At 61.6% G+C, this 19971-nt stretch carries 16 protein-coding genes; 6 read left to right on the forward strand and 10 right to left on the reverse strand.

The window, feature by feature from the left end; translation table 11 throughout:
• Positions 1-212 precede the first annotated feature (212 nt).
• Both CAG02_RS06150 and CAG02_RS06155 read right to left on the reverse strand, forming a co-directional pair.
• Positions 213-851 carry a peroxiredoxin gene (locus CAG02_RS06150; RefSeq protein ID WP_085708987.1) on the reverse strand — a complete coding sequence of 213 codons (639 nt, stop codon included), beginning with the start codon at positions 849-851 and terminating at the stop codon, positions 213-215.
• 293 nt (positions 852-1144) lie between these two features.
• Positions 1145-2488 carry an OprD family porin gene (locus CAG02_RS06155; RefSeq protein WP_085708986.1) on the reverse strand — a complete coding sequence of 448 codons (1344 nt, stop codon included), beginning with the start codon at positions 2486-2488 and terminating at the stop codon, positions 1145-1147.
• A gap of 365 nt (positions 2489-2853) precedes the next feature.
• On the opposite strand from CAG02_RS06155, the gene tauA reads away from it, so the two are divergent.
• Positions 2854-3843 (forward strand): taurine ABC transporter substrate-binding protein, encoded by a 990-nt coding sequence (tauA, locus tag CAG02_RS06160; RefSeq protein WP_139831847.1) that lies wholly within the window; start codon positions 2854-2856, stop codon positions 3841-3843.
• 39 nt (positions 3844-3882) lie between these two features.
• Here tauA and argA read toward each other — a convergent pair whose 3' ends face one another.
• Both argA and argE read right to left on the reverse strand, forming a co-directional pair.
• Positions 3883-5181 (reverse strand): amino-acid N-acetyltransferase, encoded by a 1299-nt coding sequence (argA, locus tag CAG02_RS06165; protein WP_007951778.1) that lies wholly within the window; start codon positions 5179-5181, stop codon positions 3883-3885.
• 135 nt (positions 5182-5316) lie between these two features.
• The gene (gene argE, locus CAG02_RS06170; protein ID WP_085708984.1) at positions 5317-6465 is read right to left on the reverse strand and encodes an acetylornithine deacetylase; all 1149 of its coding nucleotides are present in this window, start codon (positions 6463-6465) and stop codon (positions 5317-5319) included.
• Positions 6466-6621: 156 nt separating this feature from the next.
• Between argE and CAG02_RS06175 the strand changes: the two genes are divergently transcribed.
• A complete protein-coding gene (locus CAG02_RS06175; RefSeq protein WP_085708983.1) occupies positions 6622-7992 on the forward strand; it encodes an inorganic triphosphatase in 1371 nt (456 codons plus the stop codon).
• Between the two features lie 39 nt (positions 7993-8031).
• Here the strand turns inward: CAG02_RS06175 and CAG02_RS06180 are convergent, their stop codons facing one another.
• Positions 8032-8502 carry an Lrp/AsnC family transcriptional regulator gene (locus CAG02_RS06180; protein WP_007951785.1) on the reverse strand — a complete coding sequence of 157 codons (471 nt, stop codon included), beginning with the start codon at positions 8500-8502 and terminating at the stop codon, positions 8032-8034.
• A gap of 126 nt (positions 8503-8628) precedes the next feature.
• Between CAG02_RS06180 and CAG02_RS06185 the strand changes: the two genes are divergently transcribed.
• The 3 genes from CAG02_RS06185 to CAG02_RS06195 all read left to right on the forward strand — a co-directional run bounded on the left by CAG02_RS06185 (position 8629) and on the right by CAG02_RS06195 (position 11229).
• Positions 8629-8967, forward strand: a complete 339-nt coding sequence (locus CAG02_RS06185; protein ID WP_085708982.1) for a hypothetical protein — start codon at positions 8629-8631, stop codon at positions 8965-8967.
• A gap of 90 nt (positions 8968-9057) precedes the next feature.
• Positions 9058-10842: a GspE/PulE family protein gene (locus tag CAG02_RS06190; RefSeq protein ID WP_085708981.1), complete on the forward strand. Its 1785-nt coding sequence runs from the start codon at positions 9058-9060 to the stop codon at positions 10840-10842.
• 69 nt (positions 10843-10911) lie between these two features.
• Positions 10912-11229: a DUF2388 domain-containing protein gene (locus CAG02_RS06195; protein WP_007951791.1), complete on the forward strand. Its 318-nt coding sequence runs from the start codon at positions 10912-10914 to the stop codon at positions 11227-11229.
• 54 nt (positions 11230-11283) lie between these two features.
• On the opposite strand, the gene gcvP is transcribed toward CAG02_RS06195, so the two are convergent.
• On the reverse strand, positions 11284-14157 hold the full coding sequence (gcvP, locus tag CAG02_RS06200) for an aminomethyl-transferring glycine dehydrogenase (protein ID WP_085708980.1): 2874 nt from the start codon (positions 14155-14157) through the stop codon (positions 11284-11286).
• Between the two features lie 156 nt (positions 14158-14313).
• Here gcvP and CAG02_RS06205 point away from each other — a divergent pair, with 156 nt between their 5' ends.
• The gene (locus tag CAG02_RS06205) at positions 14314-15456 is read left to right on the forward strand and encodes a DegT/DnrJ/EryC1/StrS aminotransferase family protein (RefSeq protein ID WP_085708979.1); all 1143 of its coding nucleotides are present in this window, start codon (positions 14314-14316) and stop codon (positions 15454-15456) included.
• A 72-nt stretch (positions 15457-15528) separates the two neighbouring features.
• Here the strand turns inward: CAG02_RS06205 and gcvH are convergent, their stop codons facing one another.
• The 4 genes from gcvH to CAG02_RS06225 all read right to left on the reverse strand — a co-directional run bounded on the left by gcvH (position 15529) and on the right by CAG02_RS06225 (position 19916).
• Positions 15529-15912 carry a glycine cleavage system protein GcvH gene (gcvH, locus tag CAG02_RS06210; RefSeq protein WP_085708978.1) on the reverse strand — a complete coding sequence of 128 codons (384 nt, stop codon included), beginning with the start codon at positions 15910-15912 and terminating at the stop codon, positions 15529-15531.
• A 48-nt stretch (positions 15913-15960) separates the two neighbouring features.
• Positions 15961-17043 (reverse strand): glycine cleavage system aminomethyltransferase GcvT, encoded by a 1083-nt coding sequence (gene gcvT / locus CAG02_RS06215; RefSeq protein WP_085708977.1) that lies wholly within the window; start codon positions 17041-17043, stop codon positions 15961-15963.
• Positions 17044-17199: 156 nt separating this feature from the next.
• Positions 17200-18816: an iron ABC transporter permease gene (locus CAG02_RS06220; protein WP_085708976.1), complete on the reverse strand. Its 1617-nt coding sequence runs from the start codon at positions 18814-18816 to the stop codon at positions 17200-17202.
• A gap of 95 nt (positions 18817-18911) precedes the next feature.
• Entirely contained in the window at positions 18912-19916 is a 1005-nt protein-coding gene (locus tag CAG02_RS06225) for an extracellular solute-binding protein (protein WP_085708975.1), read from the reverse strand.
• Positions 19917-19971: the final 55 nt, after the last annotated feature.

Consider the following 19971-nt stretch of genomic DNA (forward strand, 5'->3'; position numbering starts at 1 on the left):
CGGGTTGCGATCTCGCTTCAATGAGAGTGACCTTATCAGCTGATTCATATATCCATAAATCATATTTATTCATTTGGTTATTCTTTATGGAGATATGCGTTACACTTTCTTCCGGGCAAAAAAACAGGCCGTGAAAACGGCCTGAAACCCTGCATCGTGGTTAGTAGTGACTGATCGTTCCCACGCTCTGCGTGGGAACGATCCGAGGAAGATTATTTGTTCGGCTGTGGGGTGAGGCGCAGGTACGGCTTCACCGCGCGATAGCCTTTCGGAAAGCGTTGCTTGATTTCGTCTTCATCCTTGAGCGATGGCACGATCACCACCTCTTCACCGTCCTGCCAGTTGGCCGGCGTGGCCACCTTGTAGTTGTCGGTGAGCTGCAGCGAGTCGATCACCCGCAGGATTTCGTGAAAGTTGCGCCCAGTGCTCGCCGGGTAGGTGATGGTCAGGCGGATCTTCTTGTTCGGATCGATCACGAACAGCGAGCGCACGGTCAGCGTGTCGCTGGCGTTCGGGTGGATCAGGTCGTAGAGATCGGACACCTTGCGATCGGCATCGGCCAGGATCGGGAAATTGACGATGGTGTTCTGGGTTTCGTTGATGTCTTCGATCCACTTGTGGTGCGAATCAACCGGGTCGACTGACAGCGCGATGGCTTTCACGCCGCGTTTGGTGAACTCATCCTTGAGCTTGGCGGTGAAGCCCAGCTCGGTGGTGCACACCGGGGTGAAGTCCGCCGGATGGGAAAACAGCACGCCCCAGCTGTTGCCCAGCCATTCGTGGAAACGAATCTTGCCGGCGCTGGAGTCCTGTTCGAAATCGGGGGCGATATCGCCGAGTCTGAGGCTCATGGTGCTGCTCCTGATGAGTTGTTGGAGACCTCAACTGTAGCTCGGGATTTGCCATTCAGAAAAAGAATAAATAACTAGATATCTAGACCATTTGAGAATATTAAACTTCTGTTCACTGGACGCTCGCCGGCAACGCGCCGAACATCGGCCCCAAGGTTCGAGAAGGCCTTGAGTTGCTGTAAAGAGGGAAATGTCGGGAAAGGTCTACGGGGGTGGGCCTGACCCGAAAACACAAAAGCCCCGTCCGGCGCGATGCCGGACGGGGCTTTTTTACGTCGGTTGCTCGAGCGCTATTACAGCAGCGGGATCGAGTAGCTGACGATCAGGCGGTTTTCGTCCTGGGAACGGGTGTTCGCCAGGTCGGTGCGCCATACAGCGTTCTTCCAGGCAACGCCGAGGTTTTTCAGCGGGCCTTCCGGAATCACGTAACCAACGGTCAGGTCACGTTCCCACTCGGTGCTGTCGCCCTGAGGGGTATTGATGTTGTCGCCACGCAGGTAGATCACACCGGCGGTCAGGCCAGGTACGCCGACTTTGGCGAAGTCATAAGCGTAGCGAGCTTGCCAGGTACGCTCGCCGGCACGGGCGAACTTCTGGATCTGCATGTCGGTGATGGTGCTGTTGGACGAGCCGTCACCCTGGTTCAGCCAAGGGAAGTCACTGTCGCCCTTGGTGTACTGGTAGCCGCCACCGAAGGTGTGACCTTCAACCGAGTACAGAGCCAGGTAGCTGTACAGATCGTTGTCGACCTTGCCCTTGACGGTTTTGCCGCCGTAGAAGCCGCTGGTGTAGTAGGCAGGCGTGTCACCGTTGTTGCCGTTGTCACGGCTGCGGTAGTAACGCAGGTCGCTTTTCAGTACGCCTGGACCGATGGCCCAGTTGTGTACCAGACCCAGGAAGTTCTGCGAGTAGAACTCTTTCAGCTCGCCGTAGTAGTACGAGGCGGTCAGGTCTTTGGTGATTTTGTAATCAGCACCGGCGTAGTAGAACTTGTTGCTGAACACGCCGGCGTCGTAGTTCGAACCGGCGTTCGCACCAGCGATCGACATGTTCTCGTTGTTGCTCGAGTTACGGCCCTTGACGGCTTCAACCTGACCGGCAGTCAGGGTCAGGTCCTTGATCTCGTTCGACGTGATCGCTTCGCCCTGGAAGGTCTGTGGCACCAGACGACCATCGTTGTACTTGATGACCGGGTTGTTCGGCAGCAAGGTACCGACCTTCAGCTCGGTCTGGGAGATTTTGACCTTGCCGGTCACACCCAGGCTGGCGAAGTCGTGTACGGCTTCGTTGCCATCGCTTGGGAAAACGGTGCCGCCCGAAGCAGTGCCGGTGTAGTTACCGTGTTCGGCACGGCTGGAGTCCAGGCGCACGCCGTACAGGCCGATGGCGTCAACACCGAACTGAACGGTGCCCTGGGTGTAACCGGAGATGAAGCGCAGATCGAAGGCTTGGCCCCACTCGGCGTTCTTGTTGCGGGTGTTCGACGACGCAGACGGCTGGCCATCGCGGTTGTCGGTGTTGATGTAGAAGTTACGCAGCCCCAGTGTGGCCTTGCTGTCTTCGATGAAACCGGCTGCGCCTGCCTGCTGCGCAATAACCCCTACGGCCACGGCCAGGGCCAAGGTGGACTTGTTCATGTATCGCTCCTCTCGTTTCTAATTCTTGTGTTCCTGGTCCGGAGTCTGATGCCCCTGGATCCTAAGATGCGCGATTAGCGCCAGACCGTGACTGACAAGTCAATCGTAACCTTGTGCGTCTACGACCAAGGTCTAATCGCAGTTATTTGGTCCTTGCAGGGTAAAGACTTCCAGATAAACCCAAAAAGAATTTATTCATTCTTTTTCATACCATTCAGGAATATGACCGGATAGTGGCCATCTGTACCGGGATACAGCGTATCGGCGCCTAAGCTCATTCCTAAATGGTATTTATTAGCCTTTTTTTAGATCGTTTAGCTTTGGCGAAACCCCGATTCGTCAAACCCTATCGAAAAGGCGACGCCATCATGGCCAAACGTGCACTATCTAGTCAATTTGTTACAGTTTGTGTGTCAGCGCTGATTTCTTTTTCTGTCCATGCTTCCAGCCTCACTGTCGGCTACCAGACCGGCATCGATCCAAGCAAAGTCCCCCAGGCCGACGGCGTTTACGAGAAGACCATAGGCGAGAAAATCGACTGGCGCCGTTTCAACAGCGGCCCGGAAGTAGTGACAGCCATCGCTTCCGGCGACGTACAGATCGGCAACCTCGGCTCCAGCCCGCTGGCGGCAGCCGCTTCGCGCAACCTGCCGATTGTCGCCTTCATCGTTTCGGCACAGATCAATGCCGCCGAAGCACTGGTGGTGCGCAACGGCAGTGGTATCGACAAACCCGAGGATCTGGTGGGCAAGACCATCGCCACACCCTTCGTCTCCACCTCCCACTACAGCCTGCTTGGCGCGCTCAAGCACTGGGGCCTGGACACCTCGAAAGTCAAAGTGGTTAACCTGCAACCCGCAGAAATCGCGGCGGCCTGGAAACGCGGCGACATCGATGGCGCCTTTGTCTGGTCGCCGGCACTGGGCGAGATCCGCAAGACCGGCAAGACCCTGACCGACGCCGCACAGGTCGGCCAGTGGGGCGCGCCAACCTTTGAAGTCTGGGTCGCGCGCAAGGACTTTGCCGAGAAGCATCCGGAGGTCGTGGCCAAATTCGCCAAGGTGACGCTGGACTCGTTCGCCGACTACGCCGCCCATAAAGACAGCTGGACCGCCGATTCGGTGCCGGTGCAGAAAATCGCCAAACTGACCGGTGCCAACGCCGCCGACGTCCCGGAATTGCTCGCAGGTTCAGCGTTCCCCGATGCCAAGGTGCAACAGACCACGGCGCTGCTGGACGGCGGCACGGCGAAGGCGATTGGCGAAACGGCAAAGTTTTTGAAGGAACAAGGCAAGGTCGAAAGCGTACTGCCCGACTACTCGCCTTATGTCAGTGCGAAGTTTGTAGCTGAATAAAAGCATTGCCCCCACTCATTGGGTGGGGGCAATCGCACTTCACAGGGACTTTTCGAAGATCTTCGAATTGCGCTGATAGTTATAGAGAGAAGCCCGCGCTGCCGGCAGGCGCTCGACGCTGCTCGGCTCGAAGCCGCGCTCGCGGAACCAGTGGGCAGTGCGAGTGGTGAGGACGAACAGAGTCTTCAGGCCCTGCGCCCGGGCACGGGTCTCGATGCGCTCAAGCAATTCATCACCGCGACCGCCATGGCGATACTCAGGATTCACCGCCAGGCACGCCAGTTCGCCAGCATCCGAATCGGCAATCTGATACAGCGCCGCACAGGCGATGATCATCCCTTCGCGCTCGACCACGCTGAACTGCTCGATCTCGCGCTCCAGTACTTCACGGGAGCGACGCACCAGAATCCCCTGCTCCTCCAGCGGACTGATCAGGTCGAGTAGACCGCCGACGTCTTCAATCGCTGCCTCGCGCACCAGCTCGAATTGCTCCTGGGCCACCAGCGTACCGCCACCGTCACGGGTGAACAGTTCGGTCAGCAGCGCGCCGTCCTCGGCATAACTGACGATATGGCTACGCGCCACGCCGCCACGGCAGGCTTCGGCGGCGGCATCCAGCAGTTCTGCCTGATAGTTGCTGCCCAGACGCTGCAAATGCGCCGGTACTTGTTGCGGGCGCAGCTCGCGCACCAGTTTGCCGTTTTCGTCGATCAGGCCGAGGTCGGCACCGAACAGCAGCAGCTTGTCGGCGCCCAGATCGATGGCGGCACGGGTGGCGACGTCTTCGCAGGCCAGGTTGAAAATCTCACCGGTCGGCGAGTAACCCAGTGGCGACAGCAGCACGATGGAGCGCTCGTCGAGCAGGCGGTTGATACCCTTGCGGTCGACCCGGCGCACTTCACCGGTGTGGTGATAGTCGACACCTTCCAGCACGCCGATTGGCCGTGCGGTCACGAGGTTGCCGCTGGCCACCCGCAGGCGCGAGCCCTGCATCGGTGACGAGGCCATGTCCATCGACAGCCGCGCTTCGATGGCGATGCGCAGCTGGCCGACCGCATCGATCACGCACTCAAGCGTCGCGGCATCGGTGATGCGCATGCCGTGGTGGTAATGCGGGGTCAGGCCACGAGCTGCGAGGCGGGTTTCAATCTGTGGGCGGGAACCGTGCACCAGCACCAGTCGCACGCCGAGACTGTGCAGCAGCACGATGTCATGGACGATGTTGCCGAAATTCGGATGCTCCACGCCGTCGCCGGGCAGCATGACGACGAAGGTGCAGTCGCGGTGGGCATTGATATAAGGAGACGCGTGACGAAGCCAATTGACGTATTCGGGCATGAACCTGGGCCTGTAATAAATAGCAGCCGGAAAAAGGGCGAAACGGAAAACGCACAGCGGGCTGATGGTTATCGTCGGAACAGGCTTGGCGACACGCGCGCGCTCCTCATGAATACGGGTTGGTCGGACGGCAATTTATACAGCTTTGAGACAGTAATGTTCGATCAACTGCCGCAATAGATGCACGGTAGGCTGCAAACGTGACATTTCAAGGTACTCGTCCGGCTGGTGGGCACAGGCGATGTCGCCGGGGCCGAGCACGATGGTTTCGCAACCAAGGCGCTGAAGATAAGGCGCTTCGGTGCCGAACGCTACCGCTTCGGCCGTGTGGCCGGTGAGTTTTTCGGCGATTCGCACCAGCTCGGCGTCCTCGGACTGCTCGAACGGCGGCACCTCGGGAAACAGCGGCGCGTAATCGATCTTCACCTGATGCCGCTCGGCGACCGGGTTGAGCTTGCGCAGGATCTCGGCCCGCAGCACTTTCGGGTCCATTCCCGGCAACGGCCGCAGATCGAACTCCAGCGAACACTGACCACAGATGCGGTTGGGGTTGTCGCCACCATGGATGCAGCCGAAGTTCATGGTCGGCTGCGGCACGCTGAACTGCGGGTTGTTGAATTCGCGTTGCCACAGCAGACGCAGGCCACGCAGCTCGCCGATGGCGTCGTGCATCGCTTCGAGGGCGCTGTGCCCCAGGCGCGGATCCGACGAATGGCCGCTCTGCCCGAGGATATCGATGCGCTCCATCATGATGCCCTTGTGCATGCGGATCGGCTTGAGCCCGGTCGGCTCGCCGATCACCGCCGCCCGGCCCAGCGGCCGCCCCGCTTCGGCCAGCGCCCGGGCACCGGACATCGAGCTTTCTTCATCGCAGGTGGCGAGGATCAGCAATGGCTGCCTGAACGGCTGGTCGAGCAGCGGTTGCACGGCCTCGATGATCAGGGCGAAAAAACCCTTCATGTCGCAGCTGCCGAGGCCGACCCAGCGGCCGTCGACTTCGGTGAGTTTCAGCGGATCGGTTTTCCACAATGCATCGTCGTAAGGCACGGTGTCGCTGTGCCCGGCCAGCACCAGCCCGCGGGGGCCGCTGCCGAAACTGGCGAGCAGGTTGAACTTGCCGGGGCTGACCTGCTGGATGTCGCAACTGAAGCCCAGATCGCCGAGCCATCCGGCGAGCAGATCGATCACCGCCCGGTTGGATTGATCCAGGTTCGGTTGGGTGCAGCTGACCGACGGCACGGCGATCAGTGCAGCGAACTGGTCTTGCATGGATGGCAAAGGCATCGCTGACTCCAACTCCCGGATTGAAGTCCATCATAGAACCATCCTGCGCCGAGAATAAACCGCCGCAAAGCGTAGGAAGGTTCAGTCCTGTACACTGCACGACCTTGGCAGCCACACATTCCCCCGGCTGCGCTCCCGATCCTGGATTTTCCGGCCATGCAGAAAGAAACCGAAATCAAACTCCGCGTCAGCCGCGAAACCCTCGCCGCCCTGCGCGAGCACCCTCTCCTGAAAAAACGCAACAAAAGTGGCTGGGAACGCCGTGAGTTGATGAATCAGTACTTCGACACGCCCGAGCGTGACCTGGCCCGGGCCAAGGTTGCCCTGCGCCTGCGCAAGGACGGCGAAGAAGTGATTCAGACCCTCAAGACCCGTGGCCAGAGCGTCGCCGGTCTGTCCGAGCGTAACGAATACGACTGGCACCTGCCCAAAGCCAAGCTCGACGTGAAGAAACTCGACGGCGAATGCTGGCCCGAGTCCCTCGCCGAGCTGGACAAGAAAACCCTGAAACCGATCTTCACCACCGATTTCGTCCGCGAGCGCGCCGAAATCGCCTGGGGCCGTGGCAAGACCAAAGTGGTCATCGAAGCCGCGCTGGACCTGGGCCATGTGGTGGTCGGCAAGCAGAAAGAAGAAATCTGCGAGCTGGAACTGGAACTGCGCGAAGGCGAGCCTGCCGCGCTGCTGGAACTGGCCGCCGAGCTGGCCGAAACCCTGGCCCTGATGCCGTGCGACATCAGCAAGGCCGAGCGCGGCTATCGCCTGTACGACGCCAACAGCTACTCGCTGAGCCTGCCGGCGCCGGCCATCAGCGCTGAAACCCCGCTTGACGACGCCTTCGCCGCCCTGAGCTGGCACTTGCTCGGCAGCAGCCAGCGTCTGGCCGAACAGTATCGCTTCAACGGTCACTGGCGCCTGCTGCAGGACTGGGTCGAGAGCCTCGCGGAAATGCGCGCCCTGTTGAGCAGCCTCGGCCAGGCCGCGCCGCGTCAGTCGACCCACGACCTGCGCGTGGCACTGGATGCATTGCTGGAAGACTGGCGCCCACTGGTGCAGGTCGGCCTTGAAGACGAAGACGTGCGCAAAGCCGCGCCAGAGCAGTTCCTCGAAGAGCTGGAAGACCCGCGCTGGGGCCTGTTCTCGCTGAACACGTCGCGCTGGTTGCTGGCCCGCACCTGGGCTGCCGACCGCAACACCCGTGGCAATCGCCAGGGTGCCGCGCAATTGCAAAGCTGGCTGCCGCGCCTGCTGGGCGAAGAAGCCACTTCCCTGCAATTGCAGCGTTATCAGCAGCAGCCGGAAGATCTGGCCGAGCAACTGCCGCGCATCGAACGCATCCAGGTCTGGCTGCACCACGCGCGCAACGTGCTGGAGATCCCGGAAATGGATCGTCTGTACGGCGAGCTGAACAAACTGGCGCAACTGGCCAACGAGCCGACCATCACCGATGAACTGCTCGATGCACGCAAGCATCAGGCGATTGCGGTTTACCAGAATCGCGCCTGGAAAATGCTGCTGCGCATGTAATCCCCGGATGATGATCGTTCCCGCTCACGGGAACGATCATCAGCGCAATACCGGCAGGCTCGTCGTCGACTTGATCTCCGACAGCGCCACAATCGAGTTCACTTCCTGAATCCCCGGCACCAGCGACAGCTTCTCGAAGAAGAATCGCTCATACGCCTCGATGTCCGCCGCGACGATCCGCAGCAGGAAATCCACCGCCCCCATCAGCACGTAACACTCCAGCACTTCCGGAAAGCCGCGAATCGCCTCGGTGAATTCGGTGAAGTTCGAACGGCCGTGGGCGTTGAGTTTGATTTCGGCGAAGATCTGCGTGTTCAAGCCGATTTTCTTGCGATCGAGCAAGGTCACCTGGCCGCGAATGATCCCCTCCTCCTTCATCCGCTGAATCCGCCGCCAGCACGGCGACTGCGACAGGCCCACCTGTTCGGCGATCTGCGCGCTGGACAGGGAAGCGTCCTCTTGCAGCAGGGCGAGAATGCGCCGGTCGTAGCTGTCCAGCTCACTGTGCATAAATAATCCTCAAAATCAGACAAAGCCGAATTGATTAACCCTATCAACCGGCCAATCGGCTCATCTTAGACAAGAAATGCCCGGCATCGAATGTAAAAATTTCTCCACTGATTCCGGAGACCTGCCATGCCACACCTCGAAGCCGTCAACACCCCAGCGCCCCGTGCCGATGTGTGGAACGTCAGCAACGCCCATTGCCTTGCGCAGTACCAGATTCTGGCCGAGGCCGAGCCGGATTTGCTGGTGCGGGTGCTGAACCTGTTCGCCCTGCAGTTCCTCACCCCGGAACAGGTCAATGTCCAGCGTCTGGACGACCTGCTGTCCATCGACATCGTCATGGGTGGCCTGAGCTGGCACCGCGCCCAGGTGATCGCGGAAAAACTTCGTAACCTGATCAGCGTCTGCTCGGTGAATCTGCAGAACCCCGATGCGGCGTGGGATGCGCCGGCTCAGGCGGCTGGCTGACAAAAGCGGAAACGCCTTTGTCGGGTAGTGGCCCAACGGTCGGCGGGGCCACGACTATCCTTTGCGGACTGTCGTTCAAAAGGAGCCCGCATGTCCGTTCAACTCGCCACTCAGGACCGCTGGCTGGATCTCAATGATGTATTGCGTGAACTGGTCGCCCAGGGCTTCATCAGCCAGGACTCGGCCGAACACGCGCTGAATGCCCGCCGTCGGCAGGCGACCCACGGTCAGATACATCCGCTGGAATTCATCGCCGGCCAGCAACTGGACGACCTCAGCCGTCCGGGCAAGCACCTGGACCTGGAAAGCCTGACCCTGTGGCTGGCACAGCAGGCCGGCCAGCCGTACCTGCGCATCGATCCGCTGAAGATCAACGTCGCCGCCGTGACGCCGCTGATGTCCTACGCCTTCGCCCAGCGCCACAAGATTCTCGCGGTGTCGGTTGATCGCGATGCGGTGACCGTGGCCAGCGCCCAGCCTTACGTCAGGGGTTGGGAAGCCGATCTGACCCACGTGCTGAAACTGCCGGTCAAACGGGTGGTAGCCAACCCGGCGGACATCCAGCGCTTCAGCGTCGAGTTCTTTCGCCTCGCCAAATCGGTCAGCGGCGCCAGCAACGCCGACCAGCCGGGCAGCAACCTCGGCAACTTCGAACAACTGCTCAACCTCGGCGCCAGCGATCAGGAGCCGGACGCCAACGACGCGCATATCGTCAACATCGTCGACTGGCTGTTCCAGTACGCCTTCCAGCAGCGGGCCAGCGATATCCACATCGAGCCACGGCGCGAGCAAGGCACGGTGCGATTCCGCATCGACGGCGTGCTGCACAACGTCTATCAGTTTCCGCCACAGGTGACGATGGCCATCGTCAGCCGCCTGAAAAGCCTCGGCCGGATGAACGTCGCCGAGAAGCGCAAACCCCAGGACGGCCGGGTCAAGACCAAGACCCCGGACGGCGGCGAGGTCGAGCTGCGCCTGTCGACCCTGCCCACCGCGTTCGGCGAAAAAATGGTGATGCGGATCTTCGACCCGGAAGTGCTGCTCAAGGATTTCGACCAGCTCGGGTTTTCCGCCGATGACCTGCGGCGCTGGCAGGACATGACCCGACAGCCCAACGGCATCATTCTGGTGACCGGCCCGACCGGTTCGGGCAAGACCACCACGCTCTACACCACCCTGAAAAAACTGGCGACCCCGGAGGTCAACCTCTGCACCATCGAGGACCCGATCGAGATGGTCGAGCCGGCCTTCAATCAGATGCAGGTGCAACACAACATCGACCTGACCTTCGCCGCCGGCGTGCGGGCGCTGATGCGGCAGGACCCGGACATCATCATGATCGGCGAGATCCGCGACCTGGAGACCGCCGAAATGGCGATCCAGGCTGCGTTGACCGGGCACCTGGTGCTCTCGACCCTGCACACCAACGATGCACCAAGCGCCATCAGCCGTCTGCTGGAACTCGGCGTGCCGCATTACCTGATCAAGGCCACGGTGCTCGGGGTCATGGCTCAGCGTCTGGTGCGCACACTGTGCCCGCACTGCAAGGCGCCGCTGCCTGTCGCCGAAGAGGACTGGCAAACCCTGACCCGGCCGTGGCAGGCGCCGCTGCCGGGCAATGCGCAACGGGCCATCGGCTGCCTGGAATGCCGCGACACCGGCTATCACGGCCGCGCCGGGGTCTACGAAATCATGCAGCTGACCGACAGCCTCAAGGGGCTGATCAGCCCCGATACCGATCTGACGGCGCTCCGCCGCCAGGCTTTCAAGGAAGGCATGCGCAGCCTGCGGCTATCCGGCGCGCAGAAAGTCGCGGCGGGGCTGACGACCATCGAGGAGGTCCTGCGGGTGACGCCGCAGAGCGAGCAGAAATAGCCCGTCACGGAACCGGATCGTCGAAATGACGATCCAAGCCGTTATTCAACACCAGTGGAGTCATCCCTCATGCGTCTCAAACTTGCTGTCGCCACCCTTGCCCTGCTGTCTCTGCCCGTCGGTTCGGCAATGGCTGACAGCTTTTGGCGTAACGTCATTTCGTCCGGCGCCACCACCGGCTCGACGTACCTGACCTTCAAGGATCACAAACTGATCGTCGCCGCCCAGGACGACGCCGGCAGTTTCGTTGCCAGCGATGGCGGCATCCGTGGCCCGTACCTGGAAGCCGCCATGCAGAAAGTCCGCGCCGACAACCCGGGCCTGCAGGCGACGGACATGGAACTGGCGAACGCGATCCTGGCGAAGAACGCCGTGGCCTCGGAATAAATCTGTCGCCCACAAAAATGCCGCTCACATGAGCGGCATTTTTTTGCTCGCCGATCAGCGGTAATCGTCTACCGGCACACACGCGCAGAACAGGTTGCGGTCGCCATAGACGTTGTCCACCCGGTTTACCGCCGGCCAATACTTATGCGCCTTGGTGTGCGCATCCGGCGTGATGCCCTGCTCGATGCTGTAGGGCCGTTCCCAGACGCCGGTGACATCGGCCAGCGTATGCGGTGCCCGCTTGAGCGGATTGTCCTCGGCCGGCCAGTTGCCGTTCTGCACTTCGGTGATTTCCGCACGGATGCTCAACATGGCGCCGATGAATCGGTCCAGTTCAGCCTTGGATTCACTCTCGGTCGGCTCGACCATCAAAGTGCCCGGCACCGGGAACGACATGGTCGGTGCATGGAAGCCGTAATCCATCAGGCGCTTGGCGATGTCTTCCTCACTGATGCCGGTCTGCGCTTTCAGCGGCCGCAGATCCAGAATGCACTCGTGGGCCACCCGATCATTGCGCCCGGTATAGAGCACCGGGAAGGCGCCGGACAGATGCTGCGCCAGGTAATTCGCCGCAAGGATCGCCACTTCGCTGGCGTCCGCCAGTTGCGGCCCCATCATGGCGATGTACATCCAGCTGATCGGCAAAATGCTCGCACTGCCCCAGGGTGCCGCGCTCACCGCGCCGTTCTGCGGCTGCGGCCCGTCGATCGGCACCACCGGGTGATTGGCGACGAACGGTGCCAGATGCGCGCGAATGCCGATCGGGCCCATGCCCGGCCCGCCTCCGCCGTGGGGAATGCAGAAAGTCTTGTGCAGATTCATGTGCGAGACGTCGGCGCCGATATCCGCCGGCCGCGCCAGCCCGACCTGGGCATTGAGGTTGGCGCCGTCCATGTACACCTGGCCGCCGTGCTTGTGGATAACTTCGCAGATTTCGCTGATGCCCTCCTCGTACACACCGTGGGTCGACGGATACGTCGCCATCAGACACGACAACTTGTCTCCCGCCTCGGATGCCTTGGATTTCAGGTCATCCAGATCGACGTTGCCCGCCTCGTCGCACTCGACGATCACCACGCGCATCCCGGCCATTTGCGCCGAGGCCGGGTTGGTGCCGTGGGCCGAGGACGGGATCAGGCAGATGTCGCGCCCGCCCTGGTGGCGGCTCTCGTGGTACTTGCGGATCGCCAGCAACCCGGCGTATTCGCCCTGGGCCCCGGAGTTGGGCTGCATGCAGATCGCATCGAACCCGGTGATCGCGCATAACCAGCGTTCCAGCTCTTCGATCATCAGCGTGTAACCGACGGCCTGCTCCCGGGGTACGAACGGGTGCAGGTTAGCGAATTGCGGCCAGGTGATCGGGATCATCTCGCTGGTGGCGTTGAGTTTCATGGTGCAGGAGCCGAGCGGGATCATCGACTGGTTGAGCGCCAGATCCTTGTTTTCCAGCTGTTTGAGGTAGCGCAGCATCTCGGTTTCGCTGTGATGGGCGTTGAACACCGGGTGGCGCAGGTACGGCGAGCTGCGTTGCAGGTTGTCAGGAATCCCGGACACCAACGCTTCGGCGTCGAGTTCTTCGACGTTCAACCCATGATCGACACCCAGCAGCACATCGAACAGCTTACCGACGGTGCTCTCGTCACAGGTTTCATCGAGGCTCAGGCCCAGGTGGCCGCGACCGAGAATCCGCAGATTGATCTGCGCAGCCTGAGCGCTTTCGATGATCGCGGTCTGCGCGCCACCGACGTCCAGAGTCAGCGTGTCGAAAAACTGCTGGTTGATGCGTTTGATGCCATGCCGCTCAAGGCCGGCAGCGAGGATGCAGGTCAACCGATGGACTCGATGGGCAATACGCTTGAGGCCTTCCGGCCCGTGGTATACCGCGTAGCAACTGGCGATGTTGGCCAGCAGTACTTGAGCGGTGCAGATGTTCGAATTGGCCTTCTCCCGGCGGATGTGCTGCTCGCGGGTCTGCAGGGCCATGCGCAGCGCAACGTTGCCCCGCGCGTCTTTCGAGACACCGATGATGCGCCCGGGAATCGCCCGCTTGTACTCCTCGCGACTGGCGAAAAACGCCGCATGCGGCCCGCCGTATCCCATCGGCACACCGAAACGCTGGGACGAACCGAACACCACATCGGCGCCCAGTTCGCCCGGCGGTGTCAGCAGCAACAGACTCAGCAAGTCGGCCGCGACGCAGGCCAGCGCCTGTTGCGCATGCAGGTGATCGATCAACGGACGCAGGTCGCGGACCTCGCCGTGGGTGTCGGGGTATTGCAGCAGCGCACCGAATACCTGGTGCTGCTTCAAGTTATCCACAGCGTCGACGATCAGCTCGAAGCCGAAGCCTTCGGCGCGGGTCTGCACCACGGAAATGGTTTGCGGATGACAGTTTTCATCGACGAAAAACAGATTGCTCTTCGACTTCGCCACACGCTTGGCCAGCGCCATGGCCTCGGCGGCTGCGGTGGCTTCGTCGAGCAGCGAAGCATTGGCCAGCTCCAGGCCGGTGAGGTCGATGGTCAGTTGCTGGAAGTTGAGCAACGCTTCGAGCCGGCCCTGGGCGATTTCCGGTTGGTACGGCGTGTACGCGGTGTACCAGCCAGGATTTTCCAGCACGTTGCGCAGAATGACCGTCGGCGTGAGGGTGCCGTGGTAACCCATGCCGATGAGGCTGGTCCAGACCTGATTCTGTTCGGCGTAACCGCGCAGTTTCGCCAGCGCGGCCTGCTCGTCCAGTGCCGGTGGCAAGTCCAGTTCACGGTTGAGGCGGATGGCGGGCGGGACGGTCTGCTCGATCAGTTCGATCCGGCTGCCCAGGCCCAGGCTGTCGAGCATGGCCTGCTGCTCGGCGGCATCGGGGCCGAGGTGACGGCGCAGGAAGGCATGGGGGTCGCGTAACTGGCTCAAGGATGGCAACTGGGACATGACGGGCTCTCTCTTGGCTGTCGCTCGGCGTCAATGCAACACGGTCAAACCAGCATAGCAGTCGATCCCGTCGCGGACGGCTTGGCGGCGGGTGGTCGAACGGGGCATGCTGTGGCACCTGTAACACGCGCCCAACCCTTGGATGATCGAATCCTCATGAGCCAACTGCCGTTTCTGCCGTTTTCCAAACCTGTCATCGACGAAGCCACCATCGCCGCCGTCGGCGATGTCCTGCGTTCCGGCTGGATCACCAGCGGACCGAAGGTCCAGGCCTTCGAAGCGCAACTGTCGGAGTATTTCGGCGGGCGTCCGGTCCGCACCTTCAACTCCGGCACCTGCACCATGGAGATTGCCCTGCGCATCGCCGGCATCGGACCGGGTGACGAAGTGATCACCACGCCGATCTCTTGGGTGGCCACGGCCAACGTGATTCTTGAAGTGGGCGCTACCCCGGTGTTCGCCGACATCGACCCGGTCACCCGCAACATCGACCTGGATAAACTGGAAGCGGCCATCACGCCGCGCACCAAAGCTGTCATCCCGGTCTACCTCGCCGGGCTGCCGGTGGACATGGAGCGCCTGTACGCCATTGCCAAAAAGCACAACCTGCGCATCATCGAAGACGCCGCCCAGGCTCTGGGTTCGAGCTGGAACGGCCAGCGCATCGGCGCCACCGGCGACTTCGTGTCGTTCAGCTTCCAGGCCAACAAGAACGTGACCTGCTCCGAAGGTGGTTGCCTGGTGCTGAACACGCCCGAGGAAGCACGTCTGGCGGAGAAGTATCGTCTGCAGGGCGTCACCCGCACCGGCTTCGACGGCCTGGATGTCGATGTGCTCGGCGGCAAGTTCAACATGACCGACGTAGCAGCGACCATCGGCCTCGGCCAGTTCGCCCACATTGAAGCGCTGACGGCCCATCGTCAGGAACTGGCTCGCCATTACTTCAAATGCTTTGGCGATGACTTCGAAGCCAAGTACGGCGCACAACTGCCGCCAGCCGACTTCACCAACAGCAACTGGCACCTGTTCCAATTGGTATTGCCGGAGCGCAAGGACGGCTTGCCGGCGCGGGCCACGTTCATGGAGCAGATTCAGGCGCTGGGCATCGGCATCGGTTATCACTATCCGCCGATCCACCTGCTGAGCCTGTACCGCGAGCGCGGTTTCAAGGAAGGCATGTTGCCGGTGGCCGAACGGGTCGGACGGTTGATCGTGTCGTTGCCGATGTTCACGGCCATGACCAAGGCCGATGTCGAGCGCTCGGTAGCGGCGGTCAAAGCGGTGCTGGGCAACGCCTGAGCCGTCCCCGATAAAAAGCTGCACCCACAAAAAAGCCCCGACGGATCGGGGCTTTGCGGTGTTGCGTGCAACTTATTCGCCGATGGACTGCTTGTAGGCCGCGGCGTCGAGCAGCTTGTCCAGCTCGGACTTGTCGCTTGGCTTGAGTTTGAAGATCCACGAGCTGTACGGTTCTTCGTTCAGCAGCTCCGGCGAATCCGCCAGCTCTTCGTTGACCGCGATCACTTCACCGCCGACCGGGGAGTAGATGTCGGAAGCGGCCTTCACCGACTCGACAACACCCGCCGCATCACCGGCAGCAAACACCTTGCCGACTTCAGTCAGCTCGACAAACACCACGTCGCCCAGCGCTTGCTGTGCGTGATCGCTGATGCCCACGGTGACGGTGCCGTCGGCTTCCAGGCGCGCCCATTCATGACTTTCGGCAAAACGCAGGTCGGCGGGGATATTGCTCATGCTCGGTGTCCTCAAGAAATTGTCAGCGGTCGTGCCCGCCGGAAAAGGTTAGATCAAGGTTTTGCCGTGACGGACGAAGGTCGGCTTGACCACTCGTACCGGATACCACTTGCCACGGATTTCCACTTCGGCGCGGTCGGCAGTCGCCATCGGTACACGCGCCAGGGCAATCGACTTGCTAAGCGTAGGAGAGAAACTACCACTGGTGATCTCTCCTTCGCCAACATCAGCGATACGAACCACCTGATGCGCACGCAAAACCCCGCGTTCCTCGAGCACCAGACCCACCAGTTTGTGCTGCACGCCGGCGGTTTTTTCCGCTTCCAGCGCATCGCGACCGATGAATCGGCGCGTGGCCGGTTCCCAGGCGATGCTCCAGGCCATGTTCGAGGCCAGCGGCGAAACGTCCTGATGGATGTCCTGACCGTAGAGGTTCATCCCGGCTTCCACCCGCAGGGTGTCGCGAGCGCCGAGGCCAATGGGAGAAATGCCGGCGCCCACCAGATCGTTGAAGAAGCCGGGGGCCTGATCGGCCGGCAGGGCAATTTCCAGACCGTCCTCACCGGTGTAACCGGTGCGTGCAATGAACCAGTCGCCATCGACCTGGCCTTCGAACGGCTTGAGCATCTGGATCAGATTGGCGCGGGACTGGGTCACCAGTTCGGCAATCTTGTGCCGGGCATGGGGGCCTTGAATGGCGAGCATCGCCAGATCCGTGCGCTCTTGCAGCTGCACGTCGAAGCCGGTGAGATGGGCCTGCATCCAGGCCAGATCCTGATCGCGGGTCGAGGCGTTGACCACCAGTCGGTAACCGTCCTCGAGACGGTAGACGATCATGTCGTCGACGATGCCGCCGCGCTCGTTAAGCATGGTGCTGTACAACGCACGGCCGGGGCTGTGCAGGCGTTCGACGTCGTTGGCCAGCAAATGCTGAAGCCAGGCCTTGGCCTGATGGCCGGCGACATCGATCACGGTCATGTGGGATACATCGAACACCCCGCAATCGCGGCGCACCTCGTGGTGCTCCTCGACCTGCGAGCCGTAATGCAGTGGCATGTCCCAACCGCCAAAATCGACCATCTTCGCGCCAAGGGCGAGATGCAGGTCATACAGAGGCGTACGCTGTCCCATGGGTTTCTCCTTCCGGGCGTGGCGAAGGTGCGGAGCGCTGCTGCACGGTTTGAAGCCCCTGTATTACAGGGCTTTCAGCCGATTTCAGCGACAGGGTCTGTCAGACGGACCGCACCGAATGCCGCGCATTGTAGCCGCATGATTCAGGACTGACGACTAAGTGTTTCGATGCGCCGAGCGGCGGATAAGTCCGATGACCGGCAACAACCCGACCAACACCAGGGTCAGCGCCGGCAACGATGCCCTCGCCCATTCGCCCTCGCTGGTCATTTCAAAGATGCGCACCGCCAGCGTGTCCCAGCCAAACGGGCGCATCAGCAGGGTGGCGGACATTTCCTTGAGCACATCGACGAACACCAGCAACGCGGCGCTGAGCGTGCCGGGCAGCAACAACGGCAGATACACTTTGAAAAACAGTCGCGGCCCACTGACACCCAGGCTACGTGCCGCTTCAGGCAAAGAGGGCCGTATACGCGCCAGACTGCTTTCCAGCGGCCCATAGGCCACCGCCACGAAGCGCACCAGATACGCCATCAGCAACGCCGCCAGACTGCCCAGCAGCAACGGTTTGCCTGCGCCAACGAGCCAGCCGGACAGCGGAATCACCAACTCACGATCCAGATAACTGAACGCCAGCATGATCGACACCGCCAGCACCGAGCCCGGCAACGCGTAGCCGAGGTTGGCCAGACTGACGCCGGAGCGGATCGCAGGGGTCGGCGCCAGACGTCGGGCGAATGCCAGCAGCATCGCCACGCTTACCGTGATCAGCGCCGCCATGCCGCCCAGATACAGGGTGTGCAGAATCAGCCCGGCGTAACGCTCATCCAGATCGAAGCGCCCGCGCTGCCAGAACCACACCAGCAATTGCAGCACCGGGATGACAAACGCACAGGCGAACACCAGACCGCACCAGCCTGTTGCCGCCCAGGCCTTGGGGCCGCGCAGGTGGTACAGCGCCTTGACCCGCGGCCGCTCGTTGCTCGCCCGATTGGCGCCACGGGCGCGACGCTCGCCGTACAACACCAGCATCACCACCAGCAACAACAGGCTGGCCAGTTGTGCGGCGCTCGACAGACTGAAGAAGCCATACCAGGTCTTGTAGATTGCTGTGGTGAAGGTGTCGAAATTGAACACCGACACTGCGCCGAAATCCGCCAGGGTTTCCATCAAGGCCAGCGCCACGCCGGCACCGATGGCCGGCCGCGCCATCGGCAATGCCACCCGCCAGAACGCCTGCCACGGCGACTGGCCGAGCACCCGCGCCGCTTCCATCAGACCTTTGCCTTGAGCGAGAAACGCAGTGCGTGCCAGCAAGTAAACGTAGGGGTAGAACACCAGCACCAACACCAGAATCACGCCACCGGTGGAGCGCACCCTTGGCAGGCGCAGGCCGGTGCCAAACCATTCTCGGAGCAGGGTTTGCACGGGACCGGCGAAGTCCAGCAGGCCGACGAAGACGAATGCCAGCACGTAGGCCGGGATTGCGAACGGGAGCATCAACGCCCAGTCGAGCCAGCGCCGGCCGGGGAACTCACAGAGGCTGGTGAGCCAGGCGAGGCTCACACCGATCAGTGTCACACCGACGCCTACGCCGAGGACCAGCGTCAGGGTGTTGCCCAGCAGGCGCGGCATCTGGGTTTCCCACAGGTGCGACCAGATCTGCTGGTCGATGGTCTGCCACGACAGCAGGAGGACGCTGAGGGGGAGCAGCACCAACGCGGCGATGGCGAAGACGATGGGGTACCAGCGGCGTTGGGCGGGGTGGGCCAAGGAAAAACTCTCGTTGAATGATTGTGCCCACGCATGGCGTGGGCACTTATCGTGTGACGCTGCGCATCACGCTTGCGGCGATTCGACTCGCAGCGTCAGTTCCAACCCGCCCGATCCATCATCCGGATCGCTTCAGCCTGTCGCTTCCCCGCCACCTCAACCGGCAGTGTATCAGCCACAAACTGCCCCCACGCCGCCACTTCTTCCGAAGGCTTCACCGCCGGATTCGCCGGGAATTCCTGGTTCACGTCAGCGAAGATCTTCTGCGCCTCAGGCGTGGTCATCCACTCCACCAGTGCCTTGGCGGCTTCCGGATGAGGTGCATGTTTGGTCAAACCGATGCCCGATAGATTGACGTGCACACCGCGATCCGCCTGGTTCGGCCAGAACAGTTTCACCGGCAGGTCCGGCTTCTGCTTGTGCAGGCGACCGTAGTAGTAGGTGTTGACGATGCCGACGTCGCACTGGCCGGCGTTGATCGCTTCCAGCACCGCAACGTCGTCGGAGAACACGTCGGTGGACAGGTTGTTGACCCAGCCCTTGAGGATCTTCTCGGTTTTCTCGGCACCGTGGACTTCGATCATGGTGGCGGTCAGCGACTGGTTGTAGACCTTCTTCGCCGTGCGCAGGCACAGGCGACCTTCCCAGTTCTTGTCGGCCAGCGCTTCGTAGGTGGTCAGCTCGCCCGGTTTCACGCGCTCGGTGGAGTAGGCGATGGTCCGTGCGCGCAGGCTCAGACCGGTCCAGGCGTGGCTGGACGAGCGATATTGCAGGGGAATGTTGGCGTCGATGGTTTTCGAAGTGAACGGCTGGAGAATGCCCATCTGCTCGGCCTGCCAGAGGTTGCCGGCATCGACGGTCAGCAGCAGGTCGGCGGTGGCGTTCTCGCCTTCGGCCTTGATCCGCTGCATCAGCGGCGCTTCCTTGTCGGTGATGAACTTGATCTTCACCCCGGTCTTGGCGGTGTAGGCATCGAACACCGGTTTGATCAGTTCATCGATGCGCGACGAGTAGACCACCACCTCGTCGGCGGCCTGGGCGGCGGTGCTGCCGATCAGGGTCAGGGCCAGTGCGGTCAGAAGACGCTGGGGTGCCAACATGGGAGTGATCTCTCGGTCGGGAAAAGTGGCCCAAATGATAAGGACTCACATTTAC

Source organism: Pseudomonas sp. R43(2017), assembly GCF_002112345.1.
Taxonomy (GTDB): Bacteria; Pseudomonadota; Gammaproteobacteria; order Pseudomonadales; family Pseudomonadaceae; genus Aquipseudomonas; species Aquipseudomonas kribbensis.

Bases quoted from the DNA above. Each gene is read 5' to 3' on its own strand.
- CAG02_RS06185 (WP_085708982.1), top strand. From the start codon at position 8,629: ATGCCACACCTCGAAGCCGTCAACACCCCAGCGCCCCGTGCCGATGTG.
- argE (WP_085708984.1), bottom strand. From the start codon at position 6,465: ATGCCTTTGCCATCCATGCAAGACCAGTTCGCTGCACTGATCGCCGTG.
- argA (WP_007951778.1), bottom strand. From the start codon at position 5,181: ATGCCCGAATACGTCAATTGGCTTCGTCACGCGTCTCCTTATATCAAT.
- CAG02_RS06225 (WP_085708975.1), bottom strand. From the start codon at position 19,916: ATGTTGGCACCCCAGCGTCTTCTGACCGCACTGGCCCTGACCCTGATC.
- CAG02_RS06175 (WP_085708983.1), top strand. From the start codon at position 6,622: ATGCAGAAAGAAACCGAAATCAAACTCCGCGTCAGCCGCGAAACCCTC.
- CAG02_RS06195 (WP_007951791.1), top strand. From the start codon at position 10,912: ATGCGTCTCAAACTTGCTGTCGCCACCCTTGCCCTGCTGTCTCTGCCC.
- CAG02_RS06190 (WP_085708981.1), top strand. From the start codon at position 9,058: ATGTCCGTTCAACTCGCCACTCAGGACCGCTGGCTGGATCTCAATGAT.
- gcvP (WP_085708980.1), bottom strand. From the start codon at position 14,157: ATGTCCCAGTTGCCATCCTTGAGCCAGTTACGCGACCCCCATGCCTTC.
- CAG02_RS06150 (WP_085708987.1), bottom strand. From the start codon at position 851: ATGAGCCTCAGACTCGGCGATATCGCCCCCGATTTCGAACAGGACTCC.
- gcvT (WP_085708977.1), bottom strand. From the start codon at position 17,043: ATGGGACAGCGTACGCCTCTGTATGACCTGCATCTCGCCCTTGGCGCG.
- CAG02_RS06180 (WP_007951785.1), bottom strand. From the start codon at position 8,502: ATGCACAGTGAGCTGGACAGCTACGACCGGCGCATTCTCGCCCTGCTG.
- gcvH (WP_085708978.1), bottom strand. From the start codon at position 15,912: ATGAGCAATATCCCCGCCGACCTGCGTTTTGCCGAAAGTCATGAATGG.
- CAG02_RS06205 (WP_085708979.1), top strand. From the start codon at position 14,314: ATGAGCCAACTGCCGTTTCTGCCGTTTTCCAAACCTGTCATCGACGAA.
- CAG02_RS06155 (WP_085708986.1), bottom strand. From the start codon at position 2,488: ATGAACAAGTCCACCTTGGCCCTGGCCGTGGCCGTAGGGGTTATTGCG.